The following is a 16,634-nucleotide window of genomic DNA, read 5'->3' as shown; positions in this document are numbered from 1 at the left end:
GGGAGTGTTTAGTTATCTATTTGTTAATCAATCACAAAGATACTAAACATCTCCACTTTTGCAATCAAAATACCTCCTATTTTGAAACCGAAAAGACGACAATCCTTATACCGAACTCACGTTAAAACAAATTAGGATACGCATAAAAGAATGCCCCAAGATAGCAAGACCTTTGTAATGCGTCAGCCCTGTTGTTATTGGGCCATTTATCCGAAAGATAAAGTTATCTTTGTAAGAGGAATTTTCATAGTAAAAGGCTGGGCTGCGTAGAACAGACGCCTCTTTCCTGGAAGGATCGAGTGAAGACTTCCTTCCGAGATCTTTTGGTTAAGAAATAGTGTAATAGAAATAAGATTGACAGATGAAAAAAAGAGCACTTATTACAGGCGTAACAGGGCAGGATGGAGCTTATCTATCCGAGTATCTACTCTCGTTGGGCTATGAGGTTCATGGACTTAAGCGTCGTAGCTCCTTGTTCAATACTCAGCGTGTAGATCGTATCTATCAAGACCCTCATGTGGAGAATAGAAACTTTTTCCTCCACTACGGAGATTTATCCGACTCGATGAATATCACTCGCCTGATGAAGGAAATACAGCCCGACGAGGTCTATAACCTCGGGGCTATGAGCCATGTGAAGGTGAGCTTTGAGTGCCCAGAGTACACCGCAGATGTAGATGCTGTAGGTGCTCTGAGAGTCTTGGAGGCTATTCGCCTATTGGGCCTAGAGAAGAAGACTCGTATGTATCAGGCCTCGACCAGTGAGCTCTACGGCCTTGTTCAGGAGACGCCCCAGCGCGAGACAACACCTTTTTATCCACGTAGTCCCTATGCCTGCGCCAAGCTCTATGCCTATTGGATCACAGTAAACTATCGAGAGGCTTATGGCATCCATGCCAACAATGGTATCCTCTTCAACCACGAGTCCCCATTGAGAGGGGAGACCTTCGTTACCCGCAAGATCACCAGGAGTGTGAGCCGCATAGCTCTCGGCCTGTTGGATAAGTTATACTTGGGGAATTTGTCGGCCAAAAGAGACTGGGGGCATGCCAAGGATTACGTTCGCTCGATGCATCTGATCCTACAGCAGGAGCAGCCCAGCGATTATGTGGTGGCTACAGGTGAGACTACGGAGGTTCGAGAGTTTGCTCGTTTATCCTTCGAGCGGATTGGGCTACAGGTGTCCTTCGAGGGTGAGGGGCTAGAGGAGGTTGGCCGCCTCGTTGGTATTGACGAAGCACTCTTCTCTGCTGCCGTTGGGGTAGATAGCCTGCCGGCGATTAAGTCTCGTGTCGGGGAGGCTGTCGTCGCCGTAGACCCTGCATACTTCCGCCCAACAGAGGTCGATCTCCTGCTTGGAGATCCTAGCAAGGCTAAGCGTCAGCTTGGTTGGCAGCCAGAGTACGACCTCAAGGGGATTATCGCTGATATGATGCACCATGACCTCATCGAGGCCAAGAGAGATCGTTATCTGAATACTGGGGGCTTTGAGGCTCCGAACTTCTTCGAATAAGGAGAACTATGGATCGAGAGAGCTTAGCTCCTCGCCATAGCTTCTCTCCTAGACATACATTTGTAAGGCTCTTGATAGGGCTGCACTGGTGGCTTTGCTGTGAGGCCTCCTAAGGCAGATCTATCAGGAGCCTTTCTATTAGCTGAGCGTATCCTCTCTCTGACCAACAAGATCTCTCCCTCGGATGATGCTTAGGGCCAAAGGTAATAGTCCTGCCAATCTGTGATCATGTGTAGGGTAAGCCCAACGCCAATAGCCCGCCACCACCAGGCCCATCCCCACCGCTGATAGGGTAGCACGCACATGAGGGCATAAACAGCAATCATCGGGTAGGAATGCAGTGGGTGAAAGCCAATGCTCCCTCTATTGGGGTCGAAGATCGGGTCTGCGAAGAGGTGGTCAAGGTCTACGAGCATGGTGAGGAGCATGATGCGGTAGGATGTCCACCATCGCTCTCGTCCCCAAAATAGATAGGAAACTAGGGCCGGGAATAGAAAGTGCAGGCTATAGTGTACGATCGTCTGAAGCATAGCAATGGTTTTGTCTGTAAATGAAGCTGCCGCAGTTACGTCTCTTGACGAGCTGCGGCAGCCTGGAGGTAGAGTTCAGTGTCGTCCGATGACTTATGAGGCAAAGGTCATCTCCTCCAGCAGTCGATGGCACTGACCATACTCCTCGATGATCATCAGGATGTAGCGGATGTCGCAGATGATGCTTCGCTGATAATCGGCCAAGTACTGTATATCGCCACCAACACCCTCCCAGTTGCGGTCGAAGTTGATCCCGATAAGATTCCCCGATCCGTCGAAGACTGGGCTACCAGAGTTCCCCCCAGTGGTATGGGTGGTCGCACACATATTCACGGGCATTCTCCACGAACCATCTGTCTGGCGTTCGGCCCAGCGGTTACCCTTGCCATAGGTCTGCCGGGTGTAGATCTCCTTGAGACGAGGGGCAACGGCGAATTCCCAAGAGGTGGGATCCTCCTTCTGCATTACCCCGTCGAGGTAGGTCTTAGGAGTATAGACTACGCCATCCTTGGGCCTATAGCCCTTGATGTTGCCGAAGGTAAAGCGTAGGGTCGAGTTGGCATCTGGCCACAGCTTATCCTCCCCATGCAGGCTGAGCATACCCTCGACATAGGTGCGACGGGCTCGGTCGATGGGGTTGTCGAACTTCGCCAGTTCGGCCTTGAGCCTCTTGTGCTCCTCAAGGACAGAGGTAACGAAGGAGCGCATATTGCCATCTTGGCTTCCCTGGATATTAGAGGGCATACCCTGGCTGCCTGTTGCGGCCATCTGTGCCCCGAGGTCAAGTGCAGATAGATAGCTCTTCCAGCCCTGGTAGACAGCTGCGACAAACTCCTCTAGGCTTATCTCCTTGCCTACTGGACGGAGTGCCTCGGGGCGGTGCTCTGCGGGTATTTGCTTACAATACTCGGCGATGAGCGCCGTGGCGATCTTGCGGTCTACCTCGAGGTCGAACTCCTGCTTGTAGAGGTGGTCGATTTGTCCTTTGGCCTTGGTGTAGTCGGGCTGCTCGCCCCTCTTGCGAGGCGATTGAGGCTTGAGGATGCTTTCGGTCTGCTTGTACAGATCAATGAGGTCGATGCCACGTAGCAATCCCTCCTCGAGATACCATAGCCTGCGACGAAGCTCTGCCCGCTGCTTGATGGTCTCATCAATTGTCTCGACTGCCTTGCGGTATTGAGGCTTGCTTTGCTTATCCGCCCAAGTGAGCAGCTCGTCCATCTGCTGACGTTTGTCTTGGTCTAGGTGGCGAACCTCCACGCCCCAGTTAGCTCCGATGGCCCGTTTGTATCCATTCTGCGACGAAGCATACTTGGCGGCGTACTTGATGTTGATAGCTGGGTCTGCGTGCATCTCCCCGAGCATGACTTCCTGGCGGATTCCTCTCATGCGGATGCGGATGTCATTGTCAATCGACTTCCACTCCTGCACTTCGCTGGGAAGGAAGAAGCGATAGGTACGCCCTGGGAAGCCCATGATCATGGCGAAGTCGCCTCGCTGCACTCCCTTGGTGGAGATGTTGAACCATCGCTTCGGACGCAGAGGCACATTCGCAGGAGAATAGTCTACAGGGTTGCCGTGGGCATCAGCGTAGATACGGAAGATGGAGAAGTCGCCTGAGTGGCGAGGATAAGCCCAGTTGTCCGTATCTGCCCCAAACTTCCCAATGGAGCTGGGGGGGGTGCCTACGAGGCGGATGTCCGAATAGATCTTCTTTGTGAACATGAGGTAGCGATTGCCGTTGTAGAAGTGCTTAATCTCCACCTCGATACCCTTGGGCAGCTTGCCAGCTCTCTTCGTAGCCAGTGTGGCGAGATATTTGGCCGAGAGGTAGTCCATGCTATTGGGGTCTTTGATCTTGGAGAGGTGCTTCTTGACGTAGTCCGTTACGTCCTCGATCTTGTCGATGAAGGTGATCGTTACCCCCTTGGCTGGGAGTTCCTCTGCAAAGCTTTGTGCCCAGTAGCCATCCTCTAGGTAATTGTGCTGCACCGAGCTGAGCGACTGGATTGCATCGAAGCCGCAGTGGTGGTTCGTCAGCACTAGCCCTTGGCTGGAGATGATCTCCCCTGTACAGCCTCGGTCGAAGATCACGACGGCATCCTGTAGCGATGTCCCCTCGGGGTTGTAGACATCATACTGGGCCAGCTTGAGGCCTCGTGCTTGGAGCTCTTTGTATTTGCCGCTGAGCTGCTGCATGAGCCACATGCCCTCGTCAGCGTAAGCTTGGCTGCCTCCGAAGGTGAAGAGTAGCAGCAGAGATAATAGCTTTCGTTTCATTATATGTCCTTAGTATTTAACTAGTTGTTTGCTCTAACGATCTAGGCAGGAGCGCAAGGCCTTGCTGAGTGAGTCGTACTCGAAGGTAAAGCCAGAGGCTATGAGTTTGTCAGAGGATACCCGGCTCGACTTGAGTAGAGGGTCTGCCATCTCGCCGAGGAGTGAGCGCAGGATAACACTCGAGATCGGCAGGCGCAGGTGGTCGTGTCCCTTGACCGAGCAGAGGGCGTACATGAACTGGCTGTTGGTTAGTGGTGAGGGGGCGCAGGCATTGTACACTCCTCGAAGCTCTGTATTGGCGATCGCATAGCTGTAGATGCGGCAGAGGTCGTCAATATGAATCCAGTTGATGTATTGATCCCCTCGCCCAAGGGGCATATTTAGGCCAAAGCTCACGGGTAGGGACATATTGGGCAATACCCCCCGTCGAGGATCAAGGGCGATTCCGTTGCGTAGGATAACGGTACGGATGCCCAGTCGGGTGCGGAAGCGTTGAGCCTCCTCCTCGAGCATCTGATGGCATTGGCCGAGGAAGTCCTCCCCTGCGGCCTCTCTCTCGTAGAAGGTCTCGTTCATCGTAGCGGCAGGGTAATAGTAGACTGACGAAGCCACCAAGACCGAATGGATGCTGTGCTTGGTGCGCCTGAGTGCATTGAAGAGCAATCTAGTGGATAGAGCTCGAGAGCGAATAATCTCCCTCTTGCGCCCTGCAGACCAACGCTCTTTGAAGAGCTGTGCCCCATGCAGGTGGATGAGGACGTTAGCCCCATCGAAAGCAATGTCGTCGATGAGCTTGCGGTCAATGTCCCAAAGGAAGGCTGCGTCGCACTTCCCCTCGGCCTGCTCTAGCTGGTTCGTGAGCCAATGTACACGATAGCCCTCAGCACGCAGTTTGTCAGTTAGTCGTCTGCCGAGTAAGGTCATCCCCCCTGTCAGCAGGATAGTCGTAGGCTTGATCGTAGTGTCCATGTCGCGTTAGTTATTTGGTGGATTGATGTCTGTTAGTCTGTTGTGGATCATCCGAGCAGAGAAGTCCTGGATGTAAGCTTGTAGCTTGGGTAGCAGCCTCTTGACGATCTCGGGATGCTTGTCCTTGAGGTTGTGCTTGAGACGAGGGTCTTGAGCGATGTGGTAGAGGCCCTTAACTTCCTGGCCGTTGTACTGTAAGGCGTAGCCTTGCCAGATGAGCTGGTAAGCTCCGCCGATGGCCGAGACGGCGAAGTGATCGCTCGTTGGGTCGAAGATGTTGTGTCCGTAGCTGATGATTGGTCGATTAATCCCCATAAGCCCCATCAGCGTTGGGAAGATGTCTGCCTGCTGCATAATGGTCTCGTGGTCAATCCCCCCACTCATCCACCCCGAAGGATCGAAGAAGATGATCGGAACTCGGAACAATCCTAAAGTATTCTTATACTCCTCGAGATACCCTGTTACCGAATGATCCGCTGTGATAATGAAGAGGGTGTTGTCATACCAATGCTGCTGTTTGGCAGCTTCGAAGAAGCGTCTTAGAGCCATATCGGTATAGGCTATGGCCCTTTGCATCGGGATCTGGCCCTCGGGCAAGATATTTTGGTAGCGTTCGGGGATGAGCCAGGGGTGATGAGAGGATATGGTAAATTCTGTGGCTAAAAAAGGCTCTCGAAACCTACTCATCGTCCGCACCATAAACTGTAGGAACTCTTCGTCCCAAATGCCCCAATTGCCGTCCCAGTCTGCTCTGTTACCGTACTCATCCATACCCCAATAGCTGTCATAGCCGAGCTGATTGGCTAGGGCATCGAAAGACATAGATCCATTGGCCGCATTGTGGAAGAAGGCACTGTAGTAGCCCTCCTTCTTCAGTTCAATGGCGATCGAGCCAATGGTGTTGTTGGAGTAGGGAGAGGAGACGAAAGACACTCCTGGCTTGGGCAGAGAGGCCAGGATCGAGGGCATGGCATCCATAGAGACGCTCCCACCGGCGAAGCCTTGCATCCCAGCATACGCCCCTGCCTGGGTGATGAGGGAGTCAAGGAAGGGGGTGTACCCCTTGTAGTCGGGTAGGTCGGGATTGAGGCAGCCGACCCACTCACGGCTCAATCCCTCCCAAATGATGATCACGACATTGCGCCCCTTGAACTGCCCATAGTAGGGGGCTGCGGGGTTGGCCCTACGTACGGGATCGAAGAGGGCTCGAGCCTCCTCGTCTGAGAAGTAATGCTTCTCCTCCAGGCCTGGCTTGCCGATCGTTCGGATCAGGGAGTAGGGGGTGTTCTGCACCATCGCTGCTTGGTGAGGCTGCGCGGTGTAGAGTGTGGCCGTGCTCATGTTCATGGGGTGTCCATTGACCAGCTCGAAGCCTCGTATGCCCACGACTACGAGGAAGGCTGTAGCCAAAAGTAGTAGGCTCTGTACCGAGTAATAGAGTAGGGGACGTCGCTGGATAGACCTAGGGATGAAGTTCACTCGCTGATAGAGGTAGACCCAAACGACTATGAGGATGAGGGCTACCAGTGTGAGTGGCCAGTAATCGAAGACGAAGCGAACGAACTGCCAAGGGCTCTCGTTGGAGAACTCGCTGAAGACTGCCATAGCTGTGCGGCGCAGGGTGAAGCGGTAGTAGGCAATGTCCGCTATATTGGCGACCAAGGCTGGAAGGTTACATATCCAGTAGATCCAGGTGATAATGCTTTGATAGAGCTTGCTCGAGCGTTGCTTTATGGGGAGGATATGCAGCAGGATAACTAGTAAATTGACGTAAAATATGCCTGCAGCGTCGAAGCGTAGCCCTCCACGGAAGATCCGAAGCATCTCTGCCCCCCCCTCGATAGCCAGGACGTCGCTGTTGTAGAAGTAGAAGAGCACACGGCATAGGGTGTACATCAAGAAGGCTAAGGCAAGCCTCCAAGCTAGCAGGGTGTAGACACTGCCCGAGAGGGTCGCCAGGGCTTGGCCGAGCCAGCTCTGTGCCTTGGGAGTGGAGGAGTAAGGCATATCGTACGTTAGTTTTTGTTATCGTGAACACTTTCGGTGCACTTGATACAAAGATAAAGACTTTCGCCCATCTCTTGTTGCAAATCTTCTATAAAATCTAGGCTTCTTGTCTTTTGCTCTTAGGAATAAGTCTCTACTTTGCAAATAAATCTCGATTGGGAGCTCTCCCCCCGCACTTCCTCGAGCATTTATTGGGTTGGGTGCATCCTCGCATGGGACAGCAGAGCCCATCTCGAGAGCCCTCGTAAGATCCTATGCCCCCTCCATGGAGGTCTAAGTAGGGTCTGAGATGAGGTATAGGTAGGATCGCAATGGAGATCTAAGTAGGATCACAACTGAAGTCTAAATAGGATCGCAGGTGAGACCCAAGTAGGATCGCAATGTAGGTCTAAATAGGAGCTCCATCGAGCTCCTATCCAAGCTCTCGATGAGAGGCCAGGAGAAGCTAACACACAGCCCTATACGATACTTGGTGCAGAGCCCTTGAGATGATATTCTCCTCACAGAGACCTCTTTTCTCTGATTTATTACTACTTTTAACCCGAAATAATGGCCATCCCGCCTCTCTACTTACACTGTATAGATGTCCCAGCGCAACGCTACTACTTCGATCGTATTCTATATATCTCTGCTGCTGCTCTTCGGCTTTGCTGTTTGGCTGACTCTAGAGCAGGGGACAACTCTAGAGCTGAAAGACCTCGCTGGAGATAGTCGTGAGACCTCCTCCTCACTCCGAGACGCTTACAATATTTTTACTCAGAGTGTTGGCCATCATGCCACCTCCACGATCGGGATGCTCCTCATGCAGATCCTCATCATCCTGGTGGCTGCACGTACGATGGGTTGGCTTTTTGGCAAGATCCGCCAACCTGCCGTTATCGGAGAGATTGTCGCTGGCATCCTGCTTGGCCCTTCGCTCCTGGGGCGCTTCGCCCCCGAGACCTTTGCCTTGATCTTTCCTGAGCACAGTCTTTCGAATATCCAGCTCTTGAGCAACTTTGGCCTCATCCTCTTTATGTTCGCCATCGGGATGGAGCTGCGTCTGAGTGATATTCGCAAAGATCTACGCAGTAGTCTCGTGATCAGCCATGCGGGTATCTTCGTCCCCTTTGCCCTATCACTCCCTTTGAGCTATGCTATATACAGTAAGTATGCAGCTGAACTTACGGGCTTTACACCCTTTGCCCTCTTTGTTGGTATTGCGATGAGCATCACGGCTTTCCCTGTGCTCGCTCGGATTATTCAGGAGAATAAGATGCAGCGCACACGCTTGGGTAAGCTCTCCCTCTCTACGGCTGCAGCCAGCGATATTACGGCTTGGCTGATGTTGGCCGCCATTATTGCCATTTCTCAGAGTGGTAGCATGCTTAGTACGGTGTACAACCTTGGTTTTCTGATCATTTACTTGGCATTGATGTTCGGTGTCATCCGCCCCCTTTTCCGAGTGGCGGGTAAGGTCTTCGACAATACCGAGGTAATTAGCCATAGCCTGATCGGGGTGATCTTCATGCTGCTCCTGCTTTCCTCTTATGTTACAGAGCTGTTGAGCATGCACGCCCTCTTTGGTGCTTTCATCTTGGGGTTGATGATGCCAGAAGACTTGGCCTTTCGTAAGATCGTAACTGACAAGGTGGAGGATGTTTCACTCCTACTCTTCCTGCCCCTCTTCTTCGTCTCCAGCGGACTGCAGACAGAGCTCGGTCTGATTGATAGCCCCGAGATGTGGTGGCTATTGGTGCTCTTCACAGCCGTGGCTATTATCGGTAAGGTGGGGGGAACTTACCTCTCTGCTCGTGCCGTTGGGGTCAAGCCCAAGGAGAGTCTCTACCTCGGGGCTTTTATGAATACCCGAGGGCTGATGGAGCTCGTTGTCCTCTCGATCGGTTATGAGATGAAGATCCTCCCACCCTCTATCTATGCTGTACTGGTGCTGATGACAGTCTTAACGACTGTTATGACCATGCCCATGGTGCACGTTATAGATAGAGTCAATGCCTGGTTGGAGCGTAGACAGGCTGGTCGCAAGGTCTTTGTAGAGGCACAAGCGGCTGCTTCGGCAGATGTCCTACTCTCTTTTGGTCGTGCTGCCTCTGGGGTCGCCCTTCTGCGCTTAGCGCATCAGCTTCTGAGCAAGGGGCAGTACAAACCTCGCATCACCGCTCTGCACATCACAACGGAGAAGAATATTAGCTCAATCGACGAGGACAAGATCTATAACGACAGCTTTGGGCCCATCCAGGCCGAAGCTGAGCGTATTGGTCAACCTCTAAGTCCTGACTTCGAGCTCTCGGAGAGCGTCGAGACAACCATTATCGAGAAGCTGCACAAACATCCCTATCAGCTATTACTTGTCGGTGTAGGGCTACGCTACTCGACTGATAGCCTCGATCAAGAGGCGCACCAATTTCGCCGCAAACTGCGCCAGCGTATGGGGGCGATCTCCATGGCGACGACCGAGAGCCTGCTCTCGATCCACAACATGCTGCGGGATAAGATGGACTACTTCGTCTCGAATGCCCCCTGCTCTGTGGCCATTTGGCTGAGCAAGGAGTGTCGCCCCACGGGTAAGATCCTGCTTTGCCTCTCGAGCGACGAAGATCTTACCCTCCTCCCCTATGCCCGTACCATGGCAGAGAATAGAGAGGCTGAGCTCCAGATCATGCTCTCCCACAGTTACACTCCACCCTCTGATACGCTCAAGCCTACAGAGGTTGTGGCTCAGCCCTCCAGCCCTAGGCTCATGGATAGCTATGAGTGCATGATCGTTAGTTACAGAGAGTGGACGAACTCCTATGCTACCTCGGCTGAGACAGACCTCCTGCCCGAGACCCTCATCTTACACTTAAGAGCACGATAGAGTGCCTTGCCCGAGAAGAAAGTTCAACATAAATAAAGAATAGACTTATGATGCGATTGGCAGAAAAAGATCCTTGGCTCAAACCCTATGAGGAGAGGATTCGTAAGAGAATCGAGTTTACAAGAAGTCGAGAACGATCTATTACCCAAGGGGGGCACATCCCCCTTGTAGAGTTCGCCGACGGTTATCTCTTCTATGGGCTGCATCGAGACGAGCGTGGCTCTTGGGTCTTGAGAGAGTTCCTCCCTGGTGCGACGGAGGTCTATCTCATCGGCTCATTCAACGATTGGCAGGTAATCCCTGTTTGGCAGCTCAAGCGGATTGATGACTATGGCAACTGGGAGATCAAGCTTTCGTCAGATGCCCTGCATCATGGCGATCACTATCGCCTCTTCGTCAAGTGGCCTCAGGGTAGCGGAGAGCGTATCCCCGCCTGGGCACGCCGTGTCGTGCAGGACGAGCAGACTACGATCTTCAGTGCCCAAGTTTGGGATGTCGAGCCATACGTGTTTCGCCATCCCTCCCCTGAGAGAGCCGAAGAGCCTCTCCTGATCTATGAGTGCCATGTCGGCATGTCCTCTCAGGAGGGTAAGGTGAGCTCTTGGTGTGAGTTTAAGGATCAAGTCCTTCCTCGCATTGCTTCGTTGGGCTACAATGCTATCCAAATCATGGCAGTACAGGAGCATCCCTACTATGGTTCGTTTGGCTACCATGTCTCTAGCTTCTTCGCTCCTAGCAGCCGCTTCGGTACTCCAGAGGAACTCAAGGCTCTGATCGACGAAGCGCACGCCTTAGGTCTCAAGGTGATCATGGATCTAGTCCACAGCCATGCGGTTAAGAATGAGGTTGAGGGCCTCGGCAAGTACGACGGCACCCGTACGCTCTTCTTCCATGAGGGTTGCCGTGGAGAGCATCCTCAGTGGGACTCGCTCTGCTTCGACTATGGACGCAACAACGTCCTGCACTTCCTGCTCTCGAACTGTAAGTATTGGCTCGAGGAGTTTCACTTCGATGGCTTCCGCTTCGATGGCGTCTCCTCCATGCTCTACTATAGTCATGGCCTAGGCGAGGCCTTCACCTGCTATGCAGATTACTTCAACGGCCATCAGGATGCCGATGCGATGGCTTACCTAGCCCTGGCGAATAAGCTGATCCATAGCCTTCGCCCCGACGCTATTACCATCGCCGAAGAGGTCAGTGGTATGCCTGGTCTAGCCACCCCTATAGAGGATGGCGGCTTCGGCTTCGACTATCGTCTAGCGATGAATATCCCTGACTTTTGGACGAAGATCATCAAGGAGAAGAGCGACGAAGAATGGAGCCCAGGGGAGATTTGGTATCAGCTCACCAACCGACGTGAGGATGAGCGGACGATCAGCTATGCAGAGAGCCACGACCAAGCCCTCGTTGGGGATCAAACCCTTATCTTCCGCCTGGCAGATAGCGATATGTACTGGCATATGGCTCGTGCGCAGCGTAATCTCAATGTCGACCGAGCAATAGCCTTGCACAAGATGATCCGCCTAGCCACGGCTGCGACGATGAATGGGGGTTACCTCAACTTCATGGGCAATGAGTTTGGCCATCCTGAGTGGATTGACTTTCCCCGAGAGGGCAACGATTGGTCTTACCACTATGCCCGTCGTCAGTGGGATCTAGCGGACAATAAGGATCTGCTCTACCATGACCTGGAGCAGTTTGACCGAGCTATGATCCGCCTACTACGTAGTGAGCCTTCGATCAAGCGAGAACCTTTGGTGCAGTACTGGTCAGAGGAGATGGACAAGGTATTGTGCTTCGGGAGAGGAGACTTATTCTTTGTTTTTAATTTCAATCCCTCCCACTCTCATGTAGACTACGAGATCACCCTGCCTCGGGGGGCTTATAGGGTTGTGCTCAATACGGATAGCCCTGAGTTCGGTGGCTTTGGCAATATCGATTCTTCGGTGGCGCACAATACGATGTGCCTCACGCTCGAGGGAGAGCAAGAGGAGCGTTGTGTGGCTCGCCTCTATCTGCCAGCCCGCACGGCTCTAGTGTTGCGCCGCTCTTAGCCTCTAGCCCCTGGGTTTGGGCCTATTAAAGTGATTGCCCCGAGGGCTCTCCTATAGGAGAGCCCTCGGGGCAATCTATTCGCTCTAGTTGAACCTTGCTAGAGACCTAGAACTCAGCGTTGCGAGGTGTACGAGGGAAGGGGATCACATCTCTGATATTGGCCATCCCTGTAACGAAGAGCAAGAGACGCTCAAAGCCTAAGCCGAAGCCCGCATGAGGGGCCGTTCCATAACGGCGAGAGTCTAGGTACCACCAAATATCCTTGTCAGGTACACCCATCTCCTCGGCCCTGAGGCGTAGCTTCTCATAGTCTGCTTCACGCTCAGAGCCGCCGATGATCTCTCCGATCTTGGGGAAGAGCACATCCATGCCTCGAACGGTCTTGCCGTCGTCGTTGAGCTTCATGTAGAAGCTCTTGATCTCCTTGGGGTAGTCCGTAACGATGACTGGACGCTGGTAGTGCTCCTCTACGAGGTAACGCTCATGTTCGCTGGCTAGGTCTGCACCCCAGTAGACTGGGAACTCGAACTTGCGACCAGCTGCCTTGGCCTGCTCGAGGACCTCAATACCCTCGGTGTAGGTCATTCGTTTGAATGGCTTCTCGAGGACGAAGCGCAGGCGGTCGATGAGCTCCTTGTCGAAGTGCTCACTGAGGAACTGGATGTCGTCCCAGCAGTGGTCTAGAGCCCAGCGCACACAGTGCTTGATGAAGTCCTCGGCTAGATCCATATTGTCGTTGATGTCGTAGAAGGCAACCTCTGGCTCGATCATCCAAAACTCGGCCAAGTGGCGAGCTGTATTGGAGTTCTCTGCTCTAAAGGTAGGGCCAAACGTGTAGATCGCCCCTAGGGCCATGGCTGCCATCTCGCCCTCGAGCTGCCCCGATACGGTGAGCGAGGTCGGACGAGCGAAGAAGTCCTGCCCATAGTCTACAGAGCCATCCTGGAGGCGAGGCGTAGCCTCAAGAGGGAGGGTAGTTACCTGAAACATCTGTCCTGCTCCCTCTGCATCCGAACCTGTGATGATGGGGGCGTGGAAGTAGATGAAGCCCCGCTCGTGGAAATAGGTGTGGATGGCTATCGACATCTGATGGCGTATGCGATAGATCGCCCCGAAGGTATTTGTGCGAGGACGCAAGTGAGCGATCTCTCGGAGGAATTCTAGCGAGTGCCCCTTCTTCTGCAGCGGATAGGTCTGAGGGTCTGCCGTGCCCAGCACCTCGATCTGTGAGGCTTGTATCTCTACGCTTTGCCCCTGCCCCTGGGAGGAGACGAGCTGACCATCTACACTGAGGGCAGCCCCTGTTGTGATCTTCGAGATCAGTTCGTCCGAGAAGTTGGCCAGATCGGCTACGACCTGTAGATTGTGTATCGTAGAGCCGTCATTGAGAGCGATGAAGGCAACAGCTTTGTTACCTCGGCGTGTGCGTACCCAGCCCTTGACATTAACTTGCTGCCCAACGAGTTCGCCTCGTAGCAGCTCGATGATCTTCGTTCTTTTCATCTTTGAAGTATGCTGTTATCTTGTATTATTCAAAAGCTCCCATGCGTAGGTTGTTCACCTCTTGTTCGTCGAGGTAACGCCATCTGCCACGGGGAAGGTTCTTCTTCGTTAGCCCTGCGAAGTAGACACGATCGAGCTTGACTACTCTGTAGCCTAGGTGCTCGAAGATGCGGCGGACAATACGATTGCGACCTGAATGGATCTCGATACCGACCTGAGAGAGGTCATCCTCCTTGACATAGCTGATAGCGTCTGCATGGATCGGCCCATCCTCGAGTTCGATACCATCGGCGATCTGCTGCATGTGCTCCATTTCTACTGGCTTGTTGAGCCAGACGTGATAGATCTTTTTCTTCTTGTAGGAGGGGTGGGTGAGCTTCGAGGCCAGTTCTCCATCGTTGGTAATCAGGAGGACACCTGTGGTATTGCGGTCGAGGCGACCTACGGGGTAGATGCGCTCCGAGCAGGCATTACGCACTAGATCCATGACTGTGAGGCGGCACTCTGGGTCGTCGCTCGTGGTAACGCAGTTCTTGGGTTTATTGAGCAGGATGTAGACCTTGTACTCGGACTCCACCCTTTTGCCTTGATACACCACCTCGTCGGCTGGGGTTACGCGCATCCCTAGTTCGGAGGCAACCACGCCATTGACGGTGATCTCGCCCTTGAGGATGAGCTGATCAGCCTCACGGCGAGAGGCCACTCCTGCGTTGGCGAGGAACTTATTGAGTCGGATCTCGGTCGTTGGGTCGAGCAGCTCCTGATACTTGACTGGCTCTGGAGGGGTGAAGCTCTTCTTTTTCTTAGCTTTCTTCTTCGTCTTGTCTGCGTTGTCCTGGGCTGGAGAGGCCTTCTTCCCTCTGCTGGGCTTCTTGGGCGAGGGGGCTGTACGACTGTAGGTATAGGAGTAGTTTCCCTCCTCTCGCTGCGACTGATAACGTTCGTCTAGCTCTCCTCTATTGTACGAGGGAGCATCGCTAGAAGGCTGGGGATAGCGTCCCTCTCCTCTATGGCTGGGCTCGTAGGCTTGCTCTCGGGAGAATGCGGGTCTGCGATCCTCCTGTCCACTGGGGCGGTTGCTGTTGAAGCGTCGTGATAGCCCTCTGCCTAGAGGGTTTGCGCTCTCGGAGGTAGAGATTCTGATGCGCTTGCGCCTATTAGGGGCATGGTCGTGCAGCTGTGCTTGTTGCGATCCATCGGATGAAGCCACGGGCATACGGCGGCGGGGTGTCGCTCCAGCACTCTCTGCTGTAGTTGGCTTAGACTGTGAAGATAAATCCTTCTCTTCTGCTGTACTCATTTTGGTTTAATGGGTAGATAATAGTGAATAATGAGTAGCCTCTCGGCTACAATGCGCTCAGAGTGCCTAGATTTCTCAAGCCTAGAACACCCTTAACAAGCGCAAAGATAAGCTATTATTAGTAAATACCTATGTAGCTGAATGGAGTAATGGCTTTCATTTCGATCTTGATCTCAGGGGCGATGTCGAGCGAATCGATGAAGTCAGAGATGGACTGAGCCGTAATCTCCTCATTAGTACGGGTAAGCTCTTTGAGTGTCTCGTAGGGCTTGGGATAGCCCTCTCGGCGCAGGATCGTCTGCAAAGCTTCGGCCACGACGGCCCAGTTATGCTCGAGGTCATTCATCAGAGCCATTCGGTTGAGCAGCACTTTGTCGAGCCCCTTGAGCAGGCTATTGAGCGAGATGAGGGTATGAGCCATGGGGACACCGATATTGCGCAGTACAGTCGAGTCCGTGAGGTCTCTCTGTAGACGAGAGATGGGTAGCTTACCCGAGAGGTGATTGTAGAGGGCATTGGCCAGGCCTAGATTGCCCTCGGCATTCTCAAAGTCGATCGGGTTGACTTTGTGTGGCATGGCGGACGAGCCAATCTCGCCCTGCTTGATACGCTGCTTGAAGTAGTCCATGGAGATGTACATCCAAAAGTCTCTCGAGAGGTCGATCAAGATAACGTTGATCCGAGCCAAGGCGTCGAAGAGACTGGCGGCATGGTCATAGTTAGAGATCTGTGTGGTGAAACGCTCACGGCTCAATCCTAATGAATGAACGAACCTCTCTGCAAAGCTGATCCAGTCGTGATTGGGGTAGGCTACCGCATGGGCATTGAGATTGCCTGTTGCTCCGCCGAATTTTGCCCCGAAGGGAATGCTCTTGAGCACCTGAATTTGCTCCTGCAAACGATAGACGAAGACCTGTATTTCTTTGCCTAGGCGAGTGGGGGAGGCTGGCTGACCATGGGTGCGAGCTAGCATAGATACGTCTGCCCACTCGAGAGCATAGACCTCGAGTTGCGAGACGACCCTCTCAAGCAGAGGAAGGTAAACCCGATCAAGAGCCTCTCGGATCATTAGTGGGAAGGAAGTGTTGTTGATATCCTGAGAGGTGAGGCCGAAGTGGATGAACTCCTTCTCCTGCGTGAGGCCCAGCTCATCGAAGCACTCCTTGATGTAGTACTCTACAGCCTTGACGTCGTGGTTTGTGATGGCTTCGATCTCTTTGATGCGCTGTGCAGCTTTGCTGTCTAGATCTTTGTAGATGGCATGTAAGCGATCTTCATCCACCTTAGTGAGCACCTTGGTGAGCTGAGGCAACTCGTGGCACAGGGCGATGAAGTAGAGGATCTCCACGCGGACACGGTAGCGGATCAGAGCCTCTTCGGAGAAGTAGTTTTGCAGCGGAGCAGTTTGTTTGGCGTACCTCCCATCAATGGGAGAGATGGCCTGCAGCGAATCAAGTATCATGAGGTCTGTAAATAAGTTTGTTTGTGTACTTAATGAGCAGCAAAGATAATGAATTTACCTCGACCCAATTGCCTCAGATTACGACAGCCTTGCTTGCCTGGCGATACCCTGGGAGGAAGGCTGTAACGAGGCCTTTATTCGAGCTCTACGCAACCGCC

General features: G+C 53.1%; 10 protein-coding genes. 3 read left to right on the top strand and 7 right to left on the bottom strand.

The genetic code is table 11. From position 1 onward, the window contains the following. The first annotated feature begins 361 nt into the window (after nucleotides 1-361). Nucleotides 362-1,513, top strand: a complete 1,152-nt coding sequence (gene gmd, locus HQ37_RS01990; RefSeq protein ID WP_036879660.1) for a GDP-mannose 4,6-dehydratase — start codon at nucleotides 362-364, stop codon at nucleotides 1,511-1,513. A 191-nt stretch (nucleotides 1,514-1,704) separates the two neighbouring features. On the opposite strand, the gene HQ37_RS01985 is transcribed toward gmd, so the two are convergent. The 4 genes from HQ37_RS01985 to HQ37_RS01970 all read right to left on the bottom strand — a co-directional run bounded on the left by HQ37_RS01985 (nucleotide 1,705) and on the right by HQ37_RS01970 (nucleotide 7,299). Continuing rightward, nucleotides 1,705-2,043, bottom strand: a complete 339-nt coding sequence (locus tag HQ37_RS01985) for a DUF6122 family protein (RefSeq protein ID WP_036879657.1) — start codon at nucleotides 2,041-2,043, stop codon at nucleotides 1,705-1,707. Nucleotides 2,044-2,136: 93 nt separating this feature from the next. Then, complete coding sequence (locus HQ37_RS01980; protein WP_036879655.1) at nucleotides 2,137-4,323, bottom strand: S46 family peptidase; 2,187 nt, start codon at nucleotides 4,321-4,323, stop codon at nucleotides 2,137-2,139. A 33-nt stretch (nucleotides 4,324-4,356) separates the two neighbouring features. Next, the gene (locus tag HQ37_RS01975) at nucleotides 4,357-5,292 is read right to left on the bottom strand and encodes a TIGR01777 family oxidoreductase (protein ID WP_036879652.1); all 936 of its coding nucleotides are present in this window, start codon (nucleotides 5,290-5,292) and stop codon (nucleotides 4,357-4,359) included. Nucleotides 5,293-5,298: 6 nt separating this feature from the next. Beyond that, nucleotides 5,299-7,299 carry an LTA synthase family protein gene (locus tag HQ37_RS01970; protein ID WP_052080691.1) on the bottom strand — a complete coding sequence of 667 codons (2,001 nt, stop codon included), beginning with the start codon at nucleotides 7,297-7,299 and terminating at the stop codon, nucleotides 5,299-5,301. A gap of 583 nt (nucleotides 7,300-7,882) precedes the next feature. Between HQ37_RS01970 and HQ37_RS01965 the strand changes: the two genes are divergently transcribed. After that, nucleotides 7,883-10,156, top strand: coding sequence for a cation:proton antiporter (locus tag HQ37_RS01965; RefSeq protein WP_036879650.1), 2,274 nt, complete (start codon nucleotides 7,883-7,885; stop codon nucleotides 10,154-10,156). Nucleotides 10,157-10,206: 50 nt separating this feature from the next. After that, complete coding sequence (locus HQ37_RS01960) at nucleotides 10,207-12,210, top strand: alpha amylase C-terminal domain-containing protein (protein WP_036880175.1); 2,004 nt, start codon at nucleotides 10,207-10,209, stop codon at nucleotides 12,208-12,210. Nucleotides 12,211-12,316: 106 nt separating this feature from the next. On the opposite strand, the gene asnS is transcribed toward HQ37_RS01960, so the two are convergent. From asnS to purB, 3 genes are all read right to left on the bottom strand, one after another. Beyond that, nucleotides 12,317-13,714 (bottom strand): asparagine--tRNA ligase, encoded by a 1,398-nt coding sequence (gene asnS, locus HQ37_RS01955; protein ID WP_036879648.1) that lies wholly within the window; start codon nucleotides 13,712-13,714, stop codon nucleotides 12,317-12,319. A 25-nt stretch (nucleotides 13,715-13,739) separates the two neighbouring features. Next, nucleotides 13,740-15,014, bottom strand: coding sequence for a pseudouridine synthase (locus HQ37_RS08165; RefSeq protein ID WP_081951724.1), 1,275 nt, complete (start codon nucleotides 15,012-15,014; stop codon nucleotides 13,740-13,742). 118 nt (nucleotides 15,015-15,132) lie between these two features. Then, the gene (gene purB, locus HQ37_RS01945) at nucleotides 15,133-16,476 is read right to left on the bottom strand and encodes an adenylosuccinate lyase (protein ID WP_036879645.1); all 1,344 of its coding nucleotides are present in this window, start codon (nucleotides 16,474-16,476) and stop codon (nucleotides 15,133-15,135) included. Nucleotides 16,477-16,634: the final 158 nt, after the last annotated feature.

Source organism: Porphyromonas sp. COT-239 OH1446 (genome assembly GCF_000768875.1).
In the GTDB taxonomy this organism is placed as follows: Bacteria; Bacteroidota; Bacteroidia; order Bacteroidales; family Porphyromonadaceae; genus Porphyromonas.
The sequence above is the reverse complement of the archived record's forward strand: the minus strand, read 5'-3'. Positions and strand labels throughout refer to the sequence as shown.

Bases quoted from the DNA above. Each gene is read 5' to 3' on its own strand.
- gmd (WP_036879660.1), top strand. From the start codon at position 362: ATGAAAAAAAGAGCACTTATTACAGGCGTAACAGGGCAGGATGGAGCT.
- HQ37_RS01985 (WP_036879657.1), bottom strand. From the start codon at position 2,043: ATGCTTCAGACGATCGTACACTATAGCCTGCACTTTCTATTCCCGGCC.
- HQ37_RS01980 (WP_036879655.1), bottom strand. From the start codon at position 4,323: ATGAAACGAAAGCTATTATCTCTGCTGCTACTCTTCACCTTCGGAGGC.
- HQ37_RS01975 (WP_036879652.1), bottom strand. From the start codon at position 5,292: ATGGACACTACGATCAAGCCTACGACTATCCTGCTGACAGGGGGGATG.
- HQ37_RS01970 (WP_052080691.1), bottom strand. From the start codon at position 7,299: ATGCCTTACTCCTCCACTCCCAAGGCACAGAGCTGGCTCGGCCAAGCC.
- HQ37_RS01965 (WP_036879650.1), top strand. From the start codon at position 7,883: ATGTCCCAGCGCAACGCTACTACTTCGATCGTATTCTATATATCTCTG.
- HQ37_RS01960 (WP_036880175.1), top strand. From the start codon at position 10,207: ATGCGATTGGCAGAAAAAGATCCTTGGCTCAAACCCTATGAGGAGAGG.
- asnS (WP_036879648.1), bottom strand. From the start codon at position 13,714: ATGAAAAGAACGAAGATCATCGAGCTGCTACGAGGCGAACTCGTTGGG.
- HQ37_RS08165 (WP_081951724.1), bottom strand. From the start codon at position 15,014: ATGAGTACAGCAGAAGAGAAGGATTTATCTTCACAGTCTAAGCCAACT.
- purB (WP_036879645.1), bottom strand. From the start codon at position 16,476: ATGATACTTGATTCGCTGCAGGCCATCTCTCCCATTGATGGGAGGTAC.